The organism is Micromonospora sp. NPDC049282 (genome assembly GCF_043197045.1).
Classification (GTDB): domain Bacteria; phylum Actinomycetota; class Actinomycetes; order Mycobacteriales; family Micromonosporaceae; genus Micromonospora.
Genome location: NZ_JBICSL010000001.1, coordinates 57076 through 73642, shown reverse-complemented (window position 1 = coordinate 73642; position 16567 = coordinate 57076). Strand labels below are relative to the sequence as shown.

The window sequence follows — 16567 nt, the reverse complement described above, 5'->3', positions numbered from 1 at the left end:
GTCGATCATGAAGGTGGTGGCCGTGGGGAGAGCTACAGGAGTGCGGACTTCATGATCGACGCGTCGGTGTGGTGCGGGCGGGGGTGGGGAAGCCGGACGGGGGGCGGGGGGTAGGTACGCGGGTGGGGATGTGGGTGGGATGCAGGGTGGGCGAGAGGTCGGTCAGGGTGGGGTGGCCGGTGTGGTCGACCGTGACCGTGACCGGGGCGCCGGCGATCCGCAGGTTGGCGGCGCTCAGCGCGCCCAGCTCGGGGCCGGCCAGCGGGCGCAGGTCGACCCGACCGTTCGGCACGTCGGGATAGACGCCCAGACCGGCCTGGAGCAGCAGCACGGACGCCGCCGCGGACCAGGCCTGCGGGCGGCAGGCGGCCGGGTAGGGCACCGGCCGGCCGAGCGTCGCCCGGTCGTCGCCGCCGTACAGCTCGGGCAGGCGGTAGTCGAACGCCTCGGCGGCGGCGAGCAGGCCGTCGGCGAGCCGGAGCGCCGCCGCCCGGTGCCCGTCGCGGGCCAGCCCGGCGAGCACGATCGCGGTGTCGTGCGCCCAGATCGAACCGCAGTGGTACGACAGCGGGCTGAAGCCGGCGTCGTCGGTGGACATGGTCCGCAGTCCGAAGCCGCCGGCCATCGCCTCGGTGGAAAGCAGCGCCGCGACCTGGGCGGACTCGGCGTCCGACAGCAGCCCGGTGCCGAGCAGGTGGCCGATGTTGCTGGTCAGCGAGTCGACCGGACGCTTGTCCCGGTCCAGCGCCAGCGCGGGCTGCGGGCCGTGGCGGCCGTCGACCCAGAACGTGGACCGGAACCGCTCGGCGAGGCGGTCGGCGTATCCGCGCCAGCGGTCGGCCCCCGGGCGGCCGAACGCGTCCAGCAGGTTCGCCCCGTCCGTCGCCGCCTGGTACGCGTACCCCTGCACCTCGGCCAGCACGATCGGCGGCGCGGCCAGCCGGCCGTCGCGGAAGCGCACCGCGTCGCCGGAGTCCTTCCAGCCCTGGTTGGCGAGGCCGTGGCCGGTGGTGTCGACGTACTCGACGAAGCCGTCGCCGTCGGCGTCGGCGTGTTCGCCGAGCCAGCGCAGCGCGGCCTCCAGGTGCGGCAGCAGCGGCTCGATCTCGTCGGCGGGCAGGCCCCAGCGCCAGGCGTCGTGCAGCAGGTTGACCCAGAGCATGGTGGCGTCGACCGTGCCGTAGTAGGCCGGCGGCAGCCGGAGCCCGTTGTCGTGCGACAACTCGTGGCGGCGCAGCTCGTGCAGGATCTTGCCGGGCTGCTCGCCGGTGGCCGGGTCGATCCGGGTCCCCTGCCGGCGGGCCAGCACCCGCAACGTGCCGGCGGCCAGCTCGGTGCCGAGCGGCAGCATCATCCGGGCGGCCCAGAGGCTGTCCCGGCCGAACAGGGTGAGGAACCAGGGCACGCCGGCGCCGAGGAAGACGTCTTCCGGGTGGGCAGGTTCGGCCAGCCGTAGCCCCCGCAGGTCGGCCAGGGAGCGGTCGAGCAGTCGCGGCAGGCGGCGGTCGTCGGCGCCTACCTGCGGCTCGGCCCAGCCGGCGCCGGCCGGCGCGGCGGTCACCACCGCTCGCGGGTCGGTGACGGCGAGCCGCCAGCGCAGCGTGACCGGGCTGCCGGGCGTGACGGTGACCGGCCAGCTCAACCGAGGCGCGACGGTCCGCTCGCCGGTGGCGTCCACAGTGGCGCCCTCGCCGGTCACGGTGACGGTCAGCCCGTCGCCGGCCCAGCGCACCCGGCCCGGCTCACCGGCCCCGGCCTCCAGCGGAGCGCCCGCCCGCCCGGCCTTGACCTGCTCGATCGGGGCGAGGTCGCAGGCCAGGTCGACGGTGACGGTGGTGCGGACCGGGTCGGCGGCGGTGGAGGACACGACGATCTCCTCGGTGAGACCGCGCGGACCGGCCTGCCGGGTGCGCTCGACCCGGACGGTCGGGTCGGGGGTGGCGTCGCCGAGCCAGCGGGCCAGGCCGACGAAGCGGGCGCCGTGCGGGCCGACGGCGCCGTGACCGATCGTCTCCGGCTCCCGGTCGTCGAGGCTCAGCTCGGCACGGGAGAGCACCCGGGCGTCGGCGTGGAAGACGCCCTGGACGCCGTGCGGTCGGAGTTGACCGGCCGCGTCGCCCAACGCGCTGGTGGGGGCGTGCGCCACGCCGACCAGGTCGTGCAGCAGCGGTTGGAGGTGGCGTTCGGTCACGGGGGAACTCCTGGTGCTGATCGGTGGCGACGGACGTCTTGACAGATGGCCGTGGCCGGGTGCACAGTGCGAAACATTCCAGAAACTTTGAACGATCTAATCCTGCCTCATCGGTATTGGATCGTTCAAGGTAGGCGAGAGGGATTTCGTGGGAGAAAAGGTAACCATCGCAACGGTGGCTCGGCATGCCCAGGTCAGCCGGCAGACCGTCTCCAACGTGCTCAACACGCCGCACATCGTCCGTGAGGACACCCGACGACGGGTGCGGGAGGCGATCGTCGCGCTCGGCTACCGGGCCAACCAGGCCGCCCGGCAGATGCGGACCGGGCGGTCCCGGCTCATCGCCGTCCGCATCGAACCCACCCGCGACGGCATCAACGGCTCGGTCCTCGACCGCTTCCTGCACGGCCTCACCGAGACCGCCGACGCCGCCGGCTACCGGGTGCTGCTCTACACCGCCGTCGGCGACGACCAGGAGATCGCCACCTACGACGACCTGCTCGGCGCGTACGACCTGGACGCGTTCGTGCTGACCGGCACCAAGCACGGCGACCCGCGCACCGCGTGGCTGGCCGAGCGGGAGGTGCCGTTCGTGACGTTCGGCCGGCCCTGGGACACCCCGGAGGCGCACCCCTGGGTCGACGTCGACGGTGCCGCCGGCACCGCCCAGGCCACCCGGCACCTGCTCGCCGCCGGGCACCGCCGGATCGCCTTCCTCGGCTGGCCCGCCGGCTCGGGCGTCGGCGACGACCGGCGCGCCGGCTGGCGTACCACGATGGCGGAGGTCGGCCTGGACGGCGCCGCGCCGGACCGCGCCACCGAGGACGGCATCGCCGAGGGGGAGCGCGAGTCGCGCGCGCTGCTCGCCCTCGACGCGCCGCCGACCGCGGTGGTCTGCGCCAGCGACTCGCTGGCCCTCGGCGCGTGGCACGCCGCGCGCGACACGGCGACCGACCTCGCGGTCGTCGGCTTCGACGACACCCCGGTGGCCGCCGCGGTCGGGCTGAGCAGCGTCAGCCAACCGCTCGGCGAGGCCGCCGCCCGCTGCGTCGAGCTGCTTACCGGGCTGCTCGACGGGCAGCAGCGCGACCCCCAGCTCCTGCTCCATCCCTCGCTGGTGCTCCGGCACTCGGCGTGATCCCATCCCCCACCAGGAGAAACAGATGACACCTCGGATTCTCACCCGGGCCGCGGTGGCCGGCGTCGCCGCCGTCGCCCTGCTCGGCTCCACCGCCTGCGGCAGCGGCTTCGACGACTCGGCCGACGACGCCAAGCAGTCCAGCGGCCCGGCCAACCTGCAGATCCTGATCGGCTCGTCCGGCGACGCCGAGACCAAGGCCGTCAAGGACGCCGCCGCCGCGTGGGCCGGCTCGTCCGGCAACAGCGCCACCGTCACCCCGGCGCAGGACCTCACCCAGCAACTCGGCCAGGCGCTGGCCGGCGGCACCCCGCCGGACGTGTTCTACGTCGACGCGGCCCGCTTCGCCGACTACGCCAGCGTCGGCGCGCTTGAGCCGTACGGCGACAAGGTGAGCAACCCCGACGACTTCTACGAGAGCCTGCGCACCACGTTCACCTACGACGGCAAGCTCTACTGCGCGCCGAAGGACTTCTCCACCCTGGCCCTGCAGATCAACACCGACCTGTGGGCCAAGGCCGGCCTGACCGACGCCGACGTGCCGACCACCTGGGACCAGCTCACCGCCGTCAGCCAGAAGATCAAGGCGAAGGGCAAGGTGGCGATCGCCCTCGGCGACACCCGGGACCGCATCGGCGCGTTCATGGTGCAGAACGGCGGCTGGCTGATGAGCAAGGACGGGAAGCAGCCGACCGCGGACACCCCGGAGAACCTCCAGGCCCTGCAGTACGTCAAGTCGCTGCTCACCAACGGCTACGCGAAGTTCCCGAAGCAGCTCGACTCCGGCTGGTCCGGTGAGGCGTTCGGCAAGGGCAAGGCCGTGATGACCATCGAGGGCAACTGGATCAAGGGCGCCCTGCAGAACGACTTCCCGAACGTGAAGTACAAGGTGGTGCCGCTGCCGGCCGGCCCGAAGGGGCCGGGCACGCTCTCCTTCACCACGTGCTGGGGGATCGCCGCCAAGTCCACGTACAAGGATCAGGCGATCAAGTTCGTCGAGGCGATGACCGCCGGTGAGCAGCAGATGAGCTTCGCCAAGGCGTTCGGCGTGATGCCGTCCCGCCAGTCGGCCCGCGACCAGTACGGCAGCGCCTTCCCGGCGGACAAGCCGTTCATCGACGGCGTCGAGTACGCCCAGGGCCCGGTGAACGCCCCCAAGATGGACAGCGTGCTGCGCGACCTGGAGGCCGGCCTGCAGGGCCTGGCCACCGGCGACCCGAAGACCGTGCTGGCCAACTTCGACAAGAACGCCAAGGCGGCGCTCGGCGGCTGAGGTGTGAGGCGGGGCCCCCTGTTAACAGACGGGTGTTAACAAGGGGCCCCTCCTTCCACCTCCCCCGAGCGAAGGAGGAGGGAATGGCAACGGACACGCTCGCCGCGCCGGGCACCGCGCCGGCCGGCCCGCCGCGCCGCCGGCCGGGCGGCATCCGCAGCAACGAGAACCTCGCCGGCTGGCTCTTCGTCGCGCCGGTGATCGTGATCCTCGGGCTCTTCCTGCTGCTGCCGATCCTGATGGCGCTCTGGGTGAGCCTCACCGACTGGAACGGCCAGGGCAGCCCGTTCACCGGCGACGTGCCGTTCGTCGGGGCCGACAACTACAGCCGGCTGTTCACCGAGGACGGGCTCGCCCGCCGCGACTTCATGACCGCCATCCGCAACAACATCTACTACGTCGGGATCGTGGTGCCGGTGCAGACCGCGCTGGCGCTCGGTCTGGCCCTGGTGGTCAACAACCGGCTGCTCAAGGGGAAGGGCTTCTTCCGCAGCGCCTTCTACTTCCCCTCGGTCACCAGCTCGGTGGCGATCAGCGTGGTGTTCCTCTTCCTGTTCGCCAACTCCGGCGCGGTCAACCGGCTGCTCGCCCTGCTCGGCATCGACGGACCGGAGTGGTTCGCCGACGGCCGTGGCGTGCTGCACCTGCTGCTCGGCGCCTTCGGCGTGGACAGCCCGCCGGCCGCGCTGACCTCCGGCGGTCCGCTCGGGCTGAGCTGGTGGGACTGGCTCTCCGGGCCGAGCGTCGCGATGACGTCGATCATCTGCCTGGTCATCTGGACCACCTCGGGCACGTTCATGCTGATGTACCTGGCCGCGTTGCAGAACGTCCCGGTGGCGCTCGACGAGGCCAGCACGCTGGACGGGGCGACCCGCTGGCAGCGCTTCCGGTACGTCACCCTCCCGCTGATCAAGCCCACCACGTTCCTGGTGGTCACGCTGGGACTGATCGGTTCCTGGCAGGTCTTCGACCAGGTGTACGTGATGAGCCAGGGCGACCCGGCCAAGACCACGCTCACCCCGGCGTACCTGTCGTACCGGACCGCGTTCCGGGACTTCGACTACGGCTCCGGCGCGGCCATCTCGTTCGTGCTGTTCTTGATCATCATCCTGTTCACCCTGTTCCAACGCCGGCTGATGGCCGACCGGGACGGGACCCGGCGCGGCCGGTGGTGGCGACGACGCGTACCGGAGGGGTCCTGACATGGCCGTGCTGACCGACCGGCCGGCGCCCGTCGCGCGCCGCGCCGACCGCGGGCCGCGGGCCCGGGTCAACCGCTTCCTCGGGTACGGCGTCCTGATCTTCTTCGGGCTGGTCTTCCTCTACCCGTTCGTGATCCAGCTCGCCAACTCGCTCAAGACCGAGCCGGACGCGGCGGCCAACCCGCTCTCGCCGGTGCCCGACCCGCTCACCCTGGCCGGCTTCGAGCGGATCTTCGCGGGCACCGCCTTCCCGCTCTGGCTCGGCAACTCGCTGCTGGTCACCGTGCTGGTGACGCTCGGCCGGGTGTTCTTCGACTCGCTCGCCGGCTACGCGTTGGCCCGGCTGCGGTTCCGGGGCCGGGCCGGGCTGTTCGCCGCGGTCATCGCGGTGATGGCGGTGCCGGGCGTGGTGCTGCTGATCCCGAAGTTCCTGGTGCTCAAGCAGATCGGCCTCTACGACAGCTACGCCGGCCTGATCGTGCCGCTGCTCGCCGACGCGGCCGGCGTCTTCATCATGAAGCAGTTCTTCGAGTCGATCCCGGTCAGCGTGGAGGAGGCGGCCCGGATCGACGGCGCCGGCGTGTTCCGCACGTTCTGGTCGGTGGTGCTGCCGATGGCCCGGCCGGCCCTGATCACGTTGACCATCCTGTCGTTCCAGGGCTCCTGGAACGAGTTCCCGCACAGCCTCGTCGCGGTGCAGGACCCGAACCTGTTCACCCTGCCCCGCGGGCTGGCCGACCTGGTCAGCGGCTCGCTCGGCAAGGGCACCCAGTATCCGCTGAAGCTCGGCGCGGCGCTGCTCGCCACCATCCCGGTGGCGGTGCTCTTCGTGATCTTCCAGCGCTACTTCGTCCGGGGCGCCAACGAGGGCGGGGACAAGGGGTGACCGGTGACCGGCGGTCCAGCCCCGTGCCGGGACCGCCGGTCGGTACCGTCAGGTGTCAGACCGGCGGCCGGGCGGAAACTCATCGCTACGCCGGCGCCTTTTCGTCCGGGACTCCCACGTGCAGGCGGAGCTGCGGGACCAGCATGTCGTCCACGTCCAGCGCCCGGGTCGCGCCGTCCGGCTCCCAGCCGGTCGAGCCGAGGAACGCGCGGGTCGCCGCGTCCGCGTCGAACGCCCACGCCACCGCGCTGGTGAAGCCGTCCGCACGCCAGTGCTCGACCGCGGCGGCGAGCAGCCGACTGCCGTGCCCGCGCCGGCCCCAGCGCGGCTCGACCAGCAGGTCGGTCACCGCCACCACGCCCGACGTGAGCGCGTCGGCGGGCTCGCCCGGTGCGAGCGCCTCGGCGTCGGCCGGACCGGAGGCGGCGAACCCCACCAGATAGGATTGCGCGGCCTGTTCGACGGCGACCAGCACCCGGTGCGCGCCCGAGGGCGGCTCCTGCACCGCAGCGCCCCACCGCCGGGCGAGGTACGCCTCGTCCAGGTTGTCGAGCACGTGCCGGGGCAGGATCCGGCGGTACGCGACCCGCCAGGTCGCGAGCTGGATGCGTGCGATCTCGGCGACGTCCTCGGGACGCGCGGGGCGGACGTAGCCTGCAGCCATGGCACGAGAGCCTACGCAGGGCGAGGAGGGTGACGGTGGCGCAGGGTGCCGGGCGGACGACCGCGCAGGTCGTCGCCGTGGCGGCGCTCGCCGCGGCGGTCACCGTGTTCCTCTCCGTGGCGGCGGTGCGGCACGGCTTCTTCGACCTCCGGGTCTACCACGGCGCGCTGACCTACTGGGCGCGTGACGGCGGGGAGATCTACGACTTCCTCAAGGCCGGCACCCAGTACGGCTTCACCTACCCGCCGTTCGCGGCACTGGTCATGCTGCCCATGGCGTACCTGCCGTGGAACGCCGCGATCGTGGTCAGCGTGGCCGCCACGGTCCTGGTCAGCGCCGTGGTGATCTGGTGGCTGCTGGACCCGGTGGCCCGCCGTTCCGGCTGGACCCGGTGGTTCACCCTCGCGGTCGCGCTCTGCCTGGTCGCGGCGTACGAGCCGATGCGCGAGACGGTCAACTTCGGTCAGGTCAACATGCTGCTGCTGTTCCTGGTGGCGGTGGACCTGCTCCGGCTGCTGCCGGCGGGCAACCGCTGGGCCGGTGTGGGCATCGGTCTGGCCACCGCGATCAAGCTGACCCCGGGCATCTTCATCGTCTACCTGCTGGTCACCGGCCGCTGGCGGGCCGCCGCGACCGCGGTCGGCTCGGCCGCCGTCGCCACCCTGGTGGCCGCCGCCCTCTTCCCGGACGCCTCCCGGGAGTTCTGGACCGAGGCGCTGTGGAACACCGACCGCGTCGGTGAGCTGGCATTCGTCTCCAACCAGTCGCTGCGCGGGGTGGTGGCCCGGTTCGACCCGGAGCACCCGAGCACCGTGGTCTGGCTGCTGCTCGTGCTGGCCACGCTGGCGGTCTGGGGCTGGCGGTGCCGGGCCGCGGCGGCCGCCGGCGACGAGGCCACCGGCCTGGCACTGACCGGTGCGGTGATGTGCCTGGTCAGTCCGGTGACCTGGGTGCATCACCTGGTCTGGCTGCTGCCGGGCCTGATCCTGCTGGTCGACAACGGCATGGCGGCGCCCGCCCGGGGGCGCCGGCGCCGCGTGCTGCTGGCCGCCGCGCTGATCGGGTACGCGCTGCTGTGCAGCCGGATCGTCTGGTCCTGGGAGAAGGACTTCACCGGCGTGGACGGCTTCCTCGGCAGCAACACCTACGTCTGGATCAGCCTGGCGCTGCTGCTCGGCCTGCCGATCCGCCGCTGGGCGACGCCGGCTGGAGCCGACGGGCCGGCCGGGTCGGCGCAGCCGGCCGGGTCAGCCGTCGAGCCGGGCGGTGTAGCGCAACTCGCGGAGCAGGACCGGGGCGCGTCCGCCGTGCAACGGCACCGGGTAGGCGGACTCCTCCCCGTCCGGTGAGTGCCCGGCCCGCTCGTAGAAGCGGCGGGCCCGGGCGTTGTCGGCGAGCACCCAGAGCCGGTACTCGGTCCAACCCCGCTCGGCCAGGCCGGCCCGGGCCGCCGTGAGTAGCGCCCGGCCGGTGCCCGAACCCCAGTGCGCCGGCTCCAGATAGAGGGCCAGCAGTTCGCCGTACGCCTGGTCGAGGTCGCCGCGGTCCTGGTTGTTCCGGTACGGCCCGAACGTGGTGAAACCGGCGACCGCGCCGTCGGCCTCGGCGACGAGCGTGGTGAACGGGTGCTCCGGGTCGGCCGTGCCGAGGTCACGGCGGCGCTGCGCCCAGGCGGCCGGGTTCAGCCGGCGCAGCACCTCGTCCGGCATGATCCCGGCGTAACCGGCCTGCCAGCCGCGGATGTGCACCCGGGCGATCGCCTCGGCGTCGTCCGGCTCCTCCCGACGGATGGTGGGCACCCGTGTAGTTCTATGCCCCGACGGGCGACCGGTCCAGCCGCCGCTCCGTCCGCGTCGTACCCGTGGATTAGGGTCGCCGACGATGGCCGCACCGGAATCGCTCTCGCTCGCCCAGGCCCGCCGGGTCGCCCTGGCCGCCCAGGGCTTCGCCGACCCGATGCCGGCCGGCGCGCCCACCCGCCGGCACCTGCGCCGAGTGCTCGACCGGGTCGGGCTGATCCAGATGGACTCGGTCAACGTGCTCCAGCGCGCGCACTACCTGCCGCTCTACAGCCGGCTCGGGCCCTACCCGACCGCCCTGCTCGACACCGCCGCCTACCGCCGCCCCCGCGAGCTGTTCGAATACTGGGCGCACGAGGCGTCGCTGGTCCCGGTGGGGCTGCATCCGGCGCTGCGCTGGCGGATGGCCAAGGCGCGCGACGAGGCCTGGGGCGGGATGCGCCGGATCGCCCAGGAGCAGCCCGAGCTGGTGGCGTGGGTCCGCGACGAGGTGGCCGCCCGGGGTCCGCTCACCGCGGCCGAGATCGAGCACGACGCCCCCCGGGAAACCGGCAACTGGGGCTGGAACTGGTCGACCGTGAAGCGGGCGCTGGAGTTCCTCTTCTGGTCCGGCGAGGTCACCGCCGCCGACCGCACCAGCTCGTTCGCCCGCCGCTACGACCTGCCGGAGCGGGTGCTGCCGGCGGCGGTGCTGGACGCGCCCACCCCGACCGACGCGCAGGCGTACCGCACCCTGGTGGCCATCGCGGCCCGCTCGCTGGGCGTCGCCGCCGAGCCGGAGCTGCGCGACTACTTCCGGCTGCCGGTGGCCGGCGCCCGGCGGGCGCTCGCCGAGCTGGTCGAGTCGGGCGAGCTGACCCCGGTCACGGTGCAGGGCTGGCGGCAGCCGGCCTACCTGCACGCCGAGGCCCGGTTGCCCCGCTGGGTGCGGGGCAACACGCTGGTCAGCCCGTTCGACCCGCTGGTCTGGGAGCGGGCCCGCGCCGAGCGGCTCTTCGGCTTCACCTACCGGATCGAGATCTACGTGCCGGCGCCCCAGCGGGTCTACGGCTACTACGTGCTGCCGTTCCGGCAGGGCGAGCGCTTCACCGCGCGGGTCGATCTCAAGGCCGACCGGAAGGCCGGTGTGCTGCTGGTGCCGGCCGCCTGGGCCGAGCCCGGCGTCGACCCGGGGGAGACCTCGGTGGCGCTCGCCGCCGAGCTCTACCGGCTCGCCGGCTGGCTCGGTCTGGACGCGGTCGCCCCGCCGGCCGCCGGCGATCTGGCCGCTCCGCTGGCCGCCGCGCTGGTGGGCGTGGCGGGTGTACGGTGAGCGCGTGACGAGCGTTGACCGGCCTGCCACCGCGCCCGACCCGCACGCCGAGGCGCCCGGGCACGCGGACCCGCACGCCGGGCCGCACGGGCACGCTGAGCACGCCGGGCCGCCGCACGGGCACGCCGGGCCCGTCGGGGCGCCGTGGCCGGCCGGGGTGGCCTACCAGCCGGTCGAGCCGGACCGGTTCACCCGGATGGTGCTGCGCCTGCACGCCCGCGCCCCGCGCTGGGCGGTGCCGCTGGCCGCGCTCGGCTGTGTCGGCCTCGGCATGACCTACGCGCTGATCAGCGATCCCACCCAGAGCGACCCGGACGCCAGGCCGACCTGCCTGCTCAAGCTCACCACCGGGCTGGACTGCCCGGGCTGCGGCGGCACCCGCGCCCTCTGGTACGTGCTGCACGGCGACCTGCCGGCGGCCGCTCGGCACCACTTCCTGTTCGTCTTCGCGCTGCCGTTCCTGGCCTGGCTCTTCATCGCCTGGGCCGGCAACCGGGCGTTCGGCTGGCGGCTGCCCGAGTTGCAGTTCAGCCCGAAGGTGATCGGCGGCTTCCTGGCCGCCTGGGCGGTCTTCTCGGTGGTCCGCAACCTGCCCTGGGCGCCGTTCCCCTCGCTCTACGTCTGACGGCTCCGCCACCTGCTTCCCGACGGCCCTTTCGAGCTGAGTCACCGTCAGATCGCCAGAGCCGGAGCCGGAGCATCGGGCCGCGCGAGAGCTTGGACACGTGCCGGTGGTGCGACCCTGGTCGGCCGCGTGCCCGATTTCCTCGCCGGGCGGGGGGCAACTACAGTCCTCGGCATGCCGGAGATGGTGCAGCCTCAGGTCAAGCTGATCGCGTGGACGCAGTTCCAGGCGCCGGACGAGGTGCCGTGGTCGACCGACGCCGACGGTGGGCAGGCGCTCGCCGAGTTCGCCGGCCGGGCCTGCTACCAGAGCTGGAAGAAGCCGAACCCGGCCACCGCGACCAATGCCGGCTACCTGGCGCACATCCTCGACGTCGGCCACCTCTCCGTGCTGGAGCACGGCTCGGTGAGTTTCTACTTCAGCGGCGTCTCCCGGTCGTTCACCCACGAGCTGATCCGGCACCGGCACTTCTCCTACTCCCAACTCTCCCAGCGCTACGTGCCCGAGCGGGACGCGGCGATGGTGGAGCCGGCGGTGATCGCCGAGGACCCGGAGCTGCACAAGCGGTTCGTCGAGGCATCCGAGGCGGCGGTGCGGGCGTACACCGATCTGCTGGAAGGGCTGGAGGCCCGCTTCACCGACGAGCCCAACCCGACGCTGCGCCGCAAGCAGGCCCGGCAGGCGGCCCGGGCCGTGTTGCCGAACGCGACCGAGACGCGGATCGTGGTGACCGGCAACTACCGGGCCTGGCGGCACTTCGTGAAGATGCGCGCCACCGAGCACGCCGACGTGGAGATCCGCGAGTTGGCCGTGGAGTGCCTGCGTCAGCTCAAGGGTGTGGCGCCGAACGTGTTCGCCGACTTCGTGATCTCCACGTTGCCGGACGGCACCGAGGTGGCGGCGTCGCCGCACGCCGAGTGACTCGTCGCCCTTCGCCGCCGGGGCACCGGTGGTCGTCCGCTAGGTTGTGAACATGACGCACGACCACTTCGCCGCCCCGCACCGGGGCCCGTCGCGCCCGTTCGGGCGGGTGATCACGGCCATGGTGACGCCGTTCACCCCCGACGGCGCGCTCGACCTCGACGGCGCGGTCCGACTGGCCCGCCACCTCGTCGACGAGCAGGGCAACGACGCGCTCGTGCTCAACGGCACCACCGGCGAGTCGCCGACCACCACCGACGCGGAGAAGGAGACGCTGATCCGCGCCGTGGTCGAGGCGGTCGGTGACCGGGCCCGGATCGTCGCGGGGGTGGGCACCAACGACACCCGGCACACCGTCGAGCTGGCCGCGCAGGCCGAGAAGGCCGGCGCGCACGGCCTCCTGGTGGTCACCCCCTACTACAGCAAGCCGCCGCAGGCCGGGCTGCTGCACCACTTCACCACCGTCGCGGACGCCACCGGGCTGCCGGTCATGCTCTACGACATCCCGCACCGCTCCGGCGTGGCGATCGCCACCGAGACGCTGGTGAAGCTCGCCGAGCACGGGCGGATCGTCGCGGTGAAGGACGCCAAGGGCGACCTGACGGCGACCTCGGAGGTGCTGGCCCGCAGCGACCTGGCGTTCTACAGCGGCGAGGACGCGCTGACCCTGCCGTTCCTGTCGATCGGCGCGGTCGGCGTGGTGGGGACGTCCACGCACTTCACCGGCGTGCCGACCAGGCGGCTGATCGAGGCGTTCGAGGCGGGCGACGTCGCCGGCGCGCTCGCCCTGCATCGTCGGCTGCTGCCGCTCTACACCGGAATCTTCCGCACCCAGGGCACGATCCTGGTCAAGGCCGGGCTCGCTGCCCACGGCCTGCCGGCCGGCCCGGTGCGACCGCCGCTGGTGGATGCCACCGGCGACGAACTGGCCCAGCTGCGTGCCGACTGCGCCGCGGCGGGCCTGCCCCTGCCCGAATGACCCAACGACACGACGGACGCCGCGCGACGGCGTCGCAGAATGAGGTGACGCGTGACCGAGGCGCACATCGAGGGTGAGCTGCCCCCGCCGCTGCCGGAGGGCGGCCTGCGGATCATGCCGCTCGGCGGACTCGGCGCCATCGGCCGGAACATGACCGTCTTCGAGTACGACGGCAAGCTGCTCGTCGTCGACTGCGGGGTGCTCTTCCCCGACGTCGAGCAGCCGGGCGTGGACCTGATCCTGCCCGACTTCGGCCCGATCCTGGACCGGCTGGCGGACGTACAGGCGATCGTGCTCACCCACGGCCACGAGGACCACATCGGCGCGGTGCCGTACCTGCTCGCCCACAAGCCGGACATCCCGCTCGTCGGGTCCCAGTTCACCCTGGCGCTGGTCGAGGCGAAGCTGGCCGAGCGGCGGATCCAGCCCTACACGCTGACCGTGCGGGAGGGCGGCCGGGAACGGCTCGGTCCGTTCGAGTGCGAGTTCTTCGCGGTGAACCACTCGATCCCGGACGCGCTCGCGGTGGCCATCCGCACCCCGGCCGGCCTGGTGCTGCACACCGGCGACTTCAAGATGGACCAGCTCCCGCTGGACGGCCGGATCACCGACCTGGCCGGCTTCGCCCGGCTGGGCGCCGAGGGCGTCGACCTGCTGCTGTCCGACTCCACGAACGCGGAGATCCCCGGCTTCGTCACGCCGGAGCGGGAGATCGGCCCGGTCCTCGACTCGATCTTCGCGAAGGCCAAGGGGCGGATCATCGTCGCCTCGTTCGCCTCGCACGTGCACCGGGTGCAGCAGGTCTTCGACTCGGCGGCCGAGCACGGCCGCAAGGTGGCGCTGATCGGCCGGTCCATGGTCCGCAACATGGGCATCGCCCGCGACCTGGGCCTGCTCAACATTCCGGCCGGCCTGGTGGTGGGGATCGAGGAGGCCACCAACCTGCCGCCCGAGCAGATCGTGCTGATGTCCACCGGTTCGCAGGGCGAGCCGATGAGCGCGCTCGGCCGGATGGCCAGCGGCGACCACCGGCACATCACCATCGCGCCGGGCGACACCGTGGTGCTCGCGTCGTCGCTGGTGCCCGGCAACGAGACCTCCGTCTACCGGGTGATCAACCGACTGGCCCGGGCCGGCGCCGTGGTGGTGCACAAGGACGTGGCGAAGGTGCACGTCTCCGGTCACGCCCCGGCCGGTGAGCTGCTCTACCTGCTCAACGTGGTACGGCCGAGCAACCTGATGCCGGTGCACGGCGAGTGGCGGCACCTGCGCGCGCACGCCCGGCTCGGCATCGAGTCCGGCGTCGCGCCGGACCGGGTGGTGCTCTGCGAGGACGGCGACGTGGTCGACCTGGTCGAGGGCCGGGCCACCCTGGTCGGGCGGGTGAAGAGCCGGTACGTCTACGTCGACGGCCTCGCCGTCGGTGACGTCAGCGAGTCGCTGCTCACCGAGCGGCGGATCCTCGGTGACGGCGGGTTCATCGCCACCACCGTGGTGGTCGACTCGGTCACCGGCAAGGTGGTCGCCGGCCCGACCCTCTCGGCGAAGGGCTTCTCCGAGGACCCGGCGGCGTTCAACCCGGTGGTGCCGCTGGTCACCGAGGCGCTCAACCGGGCCGCCGCGGACGGCATCACCGACCCGCACCAGCTCCAGCAGATCGTGCGTCGGACGGTGGGGCGTTGGGTCAACGACGCGTACCGCCGTCGCCCGATGATCGTCCCGACCGTCGTCGAGGTCTGACCGACGGTTTCGCGCGCCGGTCCACCGTCCGCGGTGGGCCGGCGCCGTCGCGTTCCGGGTACGCCCCGACACGATGCGTCGAAACCTTTTGTCGCCGTTCAACCGATCGGCGTGCGTCTCCGTACTCCCGGTCGACCGGCGTGCCCCCGCGCCGGTCGGGAGGAGCGTGGCGGATGGACCGCAGACGGATGACAGCCATCGGCGTCGTGGTGGCGGCGGCCGGACTGACGGCGGCGGTGACCCTGCCGTCGTTCGCCGGTGAGGAGCCCCGGCGGGCGACGTCGGCGGCCGACGGCGTCGCCCCGGAGGTCCTGGACGCGCTCGGCCGTGACCTCTCGCTCACCCGCGACCAGGCGGTACGCCGGCTGCGCACGGAACGCTGGGCTGCCGGCACGGTCAGCAGGCTGCGCACCGAACTCGGCGCCGACTACGGCGGCAGCTGGCTCAGCGACGACGGCGCCACCCTCAACGTGGCGGTCGCCGACCCGGCCCAGGCGAAGCGGGTGGAGGCGGCCGGCGCGGTGCCGAAGCGGGTCACGCGCGGCGTGGCCGAGCTGGACGCGGTGAAGACCCGGCTGGACGCGGCCGGCGCCGACGCCAGCCCGGACATCGCCGGCTGGTACGTCGACGTGGCCAGCAACTCCGTGGTGGTGGTCGCCCGGCCCGGCGCGGAGGCCGCCGGCCGCCGGTTCGCCGCCGCCGGTGGGACGGACAACGGCCCGGTCCGGGTACGTACCGCCGACGAGGCCCCCCGCCCGCTCTTCGACGTGCGGGGCGGCGACGCCTACTTCATCAACAACGCCGGCCGCTGCTCGGTCGGCTTCTCGGTGGTGGGTGGCTTCGTCACCGCCGGGCACTGCGGCCGGCCGGGGGACCGCACCACCGGGTCCAACCGGGTCGCCCAGGGCACGTTCTCGGCCTCCTCGTTCCCCGGTGACGACTGGGGCGTGGTGAAGGTCAACGGCGACTGGACGCCGCAGGGCGTGGTGAACGACTTCAACGGCGGCACGGTGCCGGTGAACGGCTCCACCGAGGCCCCGGTCGGCGCCTCGATCTGCCGTTCCGGCTCCACCACCGGCACCCGGTGCGGCGTGGTGCAGGCCAAGAACGCCACGGTCAACTATCCGGAGGGGACGGTCACCGGCCTGACCCGCACCGACGTCTGCGCCGAACCGGGTGACTCCGGCGGGTCGTGGCTCTCCGGCGACCAGGCGCAGGGCGTCACCTCCGGCGGCTCCGGCGACTGCACCCGGGGCGGCGTCACGTTCTTCCAGCCGGTCAACGAGATCCTCCAGCGCAACAACCTGACGCTGGTCACGGCCGGCGGCCAGCAGGCGCCCGCGGAGCCGCCGGCCGGTGGTGGCGAGACCGCCCCGCCGGCCAGCGAGCCGCCCGTCCCGCCGGCCGCCGACACCGAGTGCACCGGCCAGGTGAGCCGGACCGGCCGGATCGCCGCCGGGCGCGCCCAGGTGCAGCCGGACGGCCGCTTCTTCCGGGTGGCCGGCGGCGCGCAGGAGGCCTGCGTCGCCGCGCCGGACGGCGCCCGGGTGGTGCTGGAGCTGCAACGCTTCACCGGCGGCGCGTTCCGCACCGTGGCCCGCGCCGCAGGTGCCGACGGACCGGTCCGGCTGACCGCCGACACCCCGGCCGGCGCCTACCGCTACCGGGTCGTCGGCCTGGCCGGCTCCGGCGAGTACACGCTGGCGTTCTCCGCCCGCTGACCGCCGCCCGGCGGCCCCACGGACCGCGGCCCCCGACCCCCACCGCCCGGTGGTCGGGGGCCGCGCCGCGTCGGCGGCGCGGGTCCTCCGGGCACTCCCACCGTCCGGTGGTCGGG

14 protein-coding genes are annotated in these 16567 nt (G+C 73.3%); 11 read left to right on the top strand and 3 right to left on the bottom strand.

Annotated elements, in window-relative coordinates; all coding sequences use genetic code 11:
• Positions 1 to 49 precede the first annotated feature (49 nt).
• Positions 50 to 2191, bottom strand: coding sequence for a glycogen debranching N-terminal domain-containing protein (locus tag ACGFI2_RS00315; RefSeq protein ID WP_393508227.1), 2142 nt, complete (start codon positions 2189 to 2191; stop codon positions 50 to 52).
• A 175-nt stretch (positions 2192 to 2366) separates the two neighbouring features.
• Between ACGFI2_RS00315 and ACGFI2_RS00310 the strand changes: the two genes are divergently transcribed.
• From ACGFI2_RS00310 to ACGFI2_RS00295, 4 genes are all read left to right on the top strand, one after another.
• A complete protein-coding gene (locus ACGFI2_RS00310) occupies positions 2367 to 3329 on the top strand; it encodes a LacI family DNA-binding transcriptional regulator (protein WP_393508224.1) in 963 nt (320 codons plus the stop codon).
• A gap of 25 nt (positions 3330 to 3354) precedes the next feature.
• Positions 3355 to 4602 carry an extracellular solute-binding protein gene (locus tag ACGFI2_RS00305; RefSeq protein WP_393508221.1) on the top strand — a complete coding sequence of 416 codons (1248 nt, stop codon included), beginning with the start codon at positions 3355 to 3357 and terminating at the stop codon, positions 4600 to 4602.
• 83 nt (positions 4603 to 4685) lie between these two features.
• Positions 4686 to 5804 (top strand): carbohydrate ABC transporter permease, encoded by a 1119-nt coding sequence (locus tag ACGFI2_RS00300; protein ID WP_393508218.1) that lies wholly within the window; start codon positions 4686 to 4688, stop codon positions 5802 to 5804.
• 1 nt (position 5805) lies between these two features.
• Positions 5806 to 6690: a carbohydrate ABC transporter permease gene (locus ACGFI2_RS00295; RefSeq protein ID WP_393508215.1), complete on the top strand. Its 885-nt coding sequence runs from the start codon at positions 5806 to 5808 to the stop codon at positions 6688 to 6690.
• An 85-nt stretch (positions 6691 to 6775) separates the two neighbouring features.
• Here the strand turns inward: ACGFI2_RS00295 and ACGFI2_RS00290 are convergent, their stop codons facing one another.
• Positions 6776 to 7354, bottom strand: a complete 579-nt coding sequence (locus tag ACGFI2_RS00290) for a GNAT family N-acetyltransferase (RefSeq protein ID WP_393508212.1) — start codon at positions 7352 to 7354, stop codon at positions 6776 to 6778.
• 35 nt (positions 7355 to 7389) lie between these two features.
• On the opposite strand from ACGFI2_RS00290, the gene ACGFI2_RS00285 reads away from it, so the two are divergent.
• Positions 7390 to 8703, top strand: coding sequence for a glycosyltransferase family 87 protein (locus tag ACGFI2_RS00285; RefSeq protein WP_393508209.1), 1314 nt, complete (start codon positions 7390 to 7392; stop codon positions 8701 to 8703).
• Here ACGFI2_RS00285 and ACGFI2_RS00280 read toward each other — a convergent pair.
• On the bottom strand, positions 8602 to 9153 hold the full coding sequence (locus ACGFI2_RS00280; protein ID WP_393508206.1) for a GNAT family N-acetyltransferase: 552 nt from the start codon (positions 9151 to 9153) through the stop codon (positions 8602 to 8604). The two genes, ACGFI2_RS00285 and ACGFI2_RS00280, sit on opposite strands and share 102 nt — an antisense overlap.
• An 82-nt stretch (positions 9154 to 9235) precedes the next feature.
• Here ACGFI2_RS00280 and ACGFI2_RS00275 point away from each other — a divergent pair, with 82 nt between their 5' ends.
• The 6 genes from ACGFI2_RS00275 (at position 9236) to ACGFI2_RS00250 (ending at position 16451) form a co-directional block, all read left to right on the top strand.
• Positions 9236 to 10465 (top strand): winged helix-turn-helix domain-containing protein, encoded by a 1230-nt coding sequence (locus ACGFI2_RS00275; RefSeq protein ID WP_393508203.1) that lies wholly within the window; start codon positions 9236 to 9238, stop codon positions 10463 to 10465.
• Complete coding sequence (locus ACGFI2_RS00270; RefSeq protein ID WP_393508201.1) at positions 10455 to 11090, top strand: DUF2752 domain-containing protein; 636 nt, start codon at positions 10455 to 10457, stop codon at positions 11088 to 11090. Before ACGFI2_RS00275 ends, ACGFI2_RS00270 begins: the two co-directional genes overlap by 11 nt.
• A gap of 183 nt (positions 11091 to 11273) precedes the next feature.
• Positions 11274 to 12011, top strand: coding sequence for an FAD-dependent thymidylate synthase (gene thyX / locus ACGFI2_RS00265; protein ID WP_282288783.1), 738 nt, complete (start codon positions 11274 to 11276; stop codon positions 12009 to 12011).
• Between the two features lie 52 nt (positions 12012 to 12063).
• Positions 12064 to 12990 carry a 4-hydroxy-tetrahydrodipicolinate synthase gene (gene dapA, locus ACGFI2_RS00260; protein WP_393508198.1) on the top strand — a complete coding sequence of 309 codons (927 nt, stop codon included), beginning with the start codon at positions 12064 to 12066 and terminating at the stop codon, positions 12988 to 12990.
• 51 nt (positions 12991 to 13041) lie between these two features.
• Positions 13042 to 14730: a ribonuclease J gene (locus ACGFI2_RS00255; protein WP_393508195.1), complete on the top strand. Its 1689-nt coding sequence runs from the start codon at positions 13042 to 13044 to the stop codon at positions 14728 to 14730.
• A gap of 173 nt (positions 14731 to 14903) precedes the next feature.
• Positions 14904 to 16451: a S1 family peptidase gene (locus tag ACGFI2_RS00250; protein ID WP_393508193.1), complete on the top strand. Its 1548-nt coding sequence runs from the start codon at positions 14904 to 14906 to the stop codon at positions 16449 to 16451.
• Positions 16452 to 16567: the final 116 nt, after the last annotated feature.

Coding starts and splice junctions, on each gene's coding strand:
- ACGFI2_RS00290 (WP_393508212.1), bottom strand. CDS start 7,354: ATGGCTGCAGGCTACGTCCGCCCCGCGCGTCCCGAGGACGTCGCCGAG.
- thyX (WP_282288783.1), top strand. CDS start 11,274: ATGGTGCAGCCTCAGGTCAAGCTGATCGCGTGGACGCAGTTCCAGGCG.
- dapA (WP_393508198.1), top strand. CDS start 12,064: ATGACGCACGACCACTTCGCCGCCCCGCACCGGGGCCCGTCGCGCCCG.
- ACGFI2_RS00275 (WP_393508203.1), top strand. CDS start 9,236: ATGGCCGCACCGGAATCGCTCTCGCTCGCCCAGGCCCGCCGGGTCGCC.
- ACGFI2_RS00295 (WP_393508215.1), top strand. CDS start 5,806: ATGGCCGTGCTGACCGACCGGCCGGCGCCCGTCGCGCGCCGCGCCGAC.
- ACGFI2_RS00305 (WP_393508221.1), top strand. CDS start 3,355: ATGACACCTCGGATTCTCACCCGGGCCGCGGTGGCCGGCGTCGCCGCC.
- ACGFI2_RS00300 (WP_393508218.1), top strand. CDS start 4,686: ATGGCAACGGACACGCTCGCCGCGCCGGGCACCGCGCCGGCCGGCCCG.
- ACGFI2_RS00250 (WP_393508193.1), top strand. CDS start 14,904: ATGGACCGCAGACGGATGACAGCCATCGGCGTCGTGGTGGCGGCGGCC.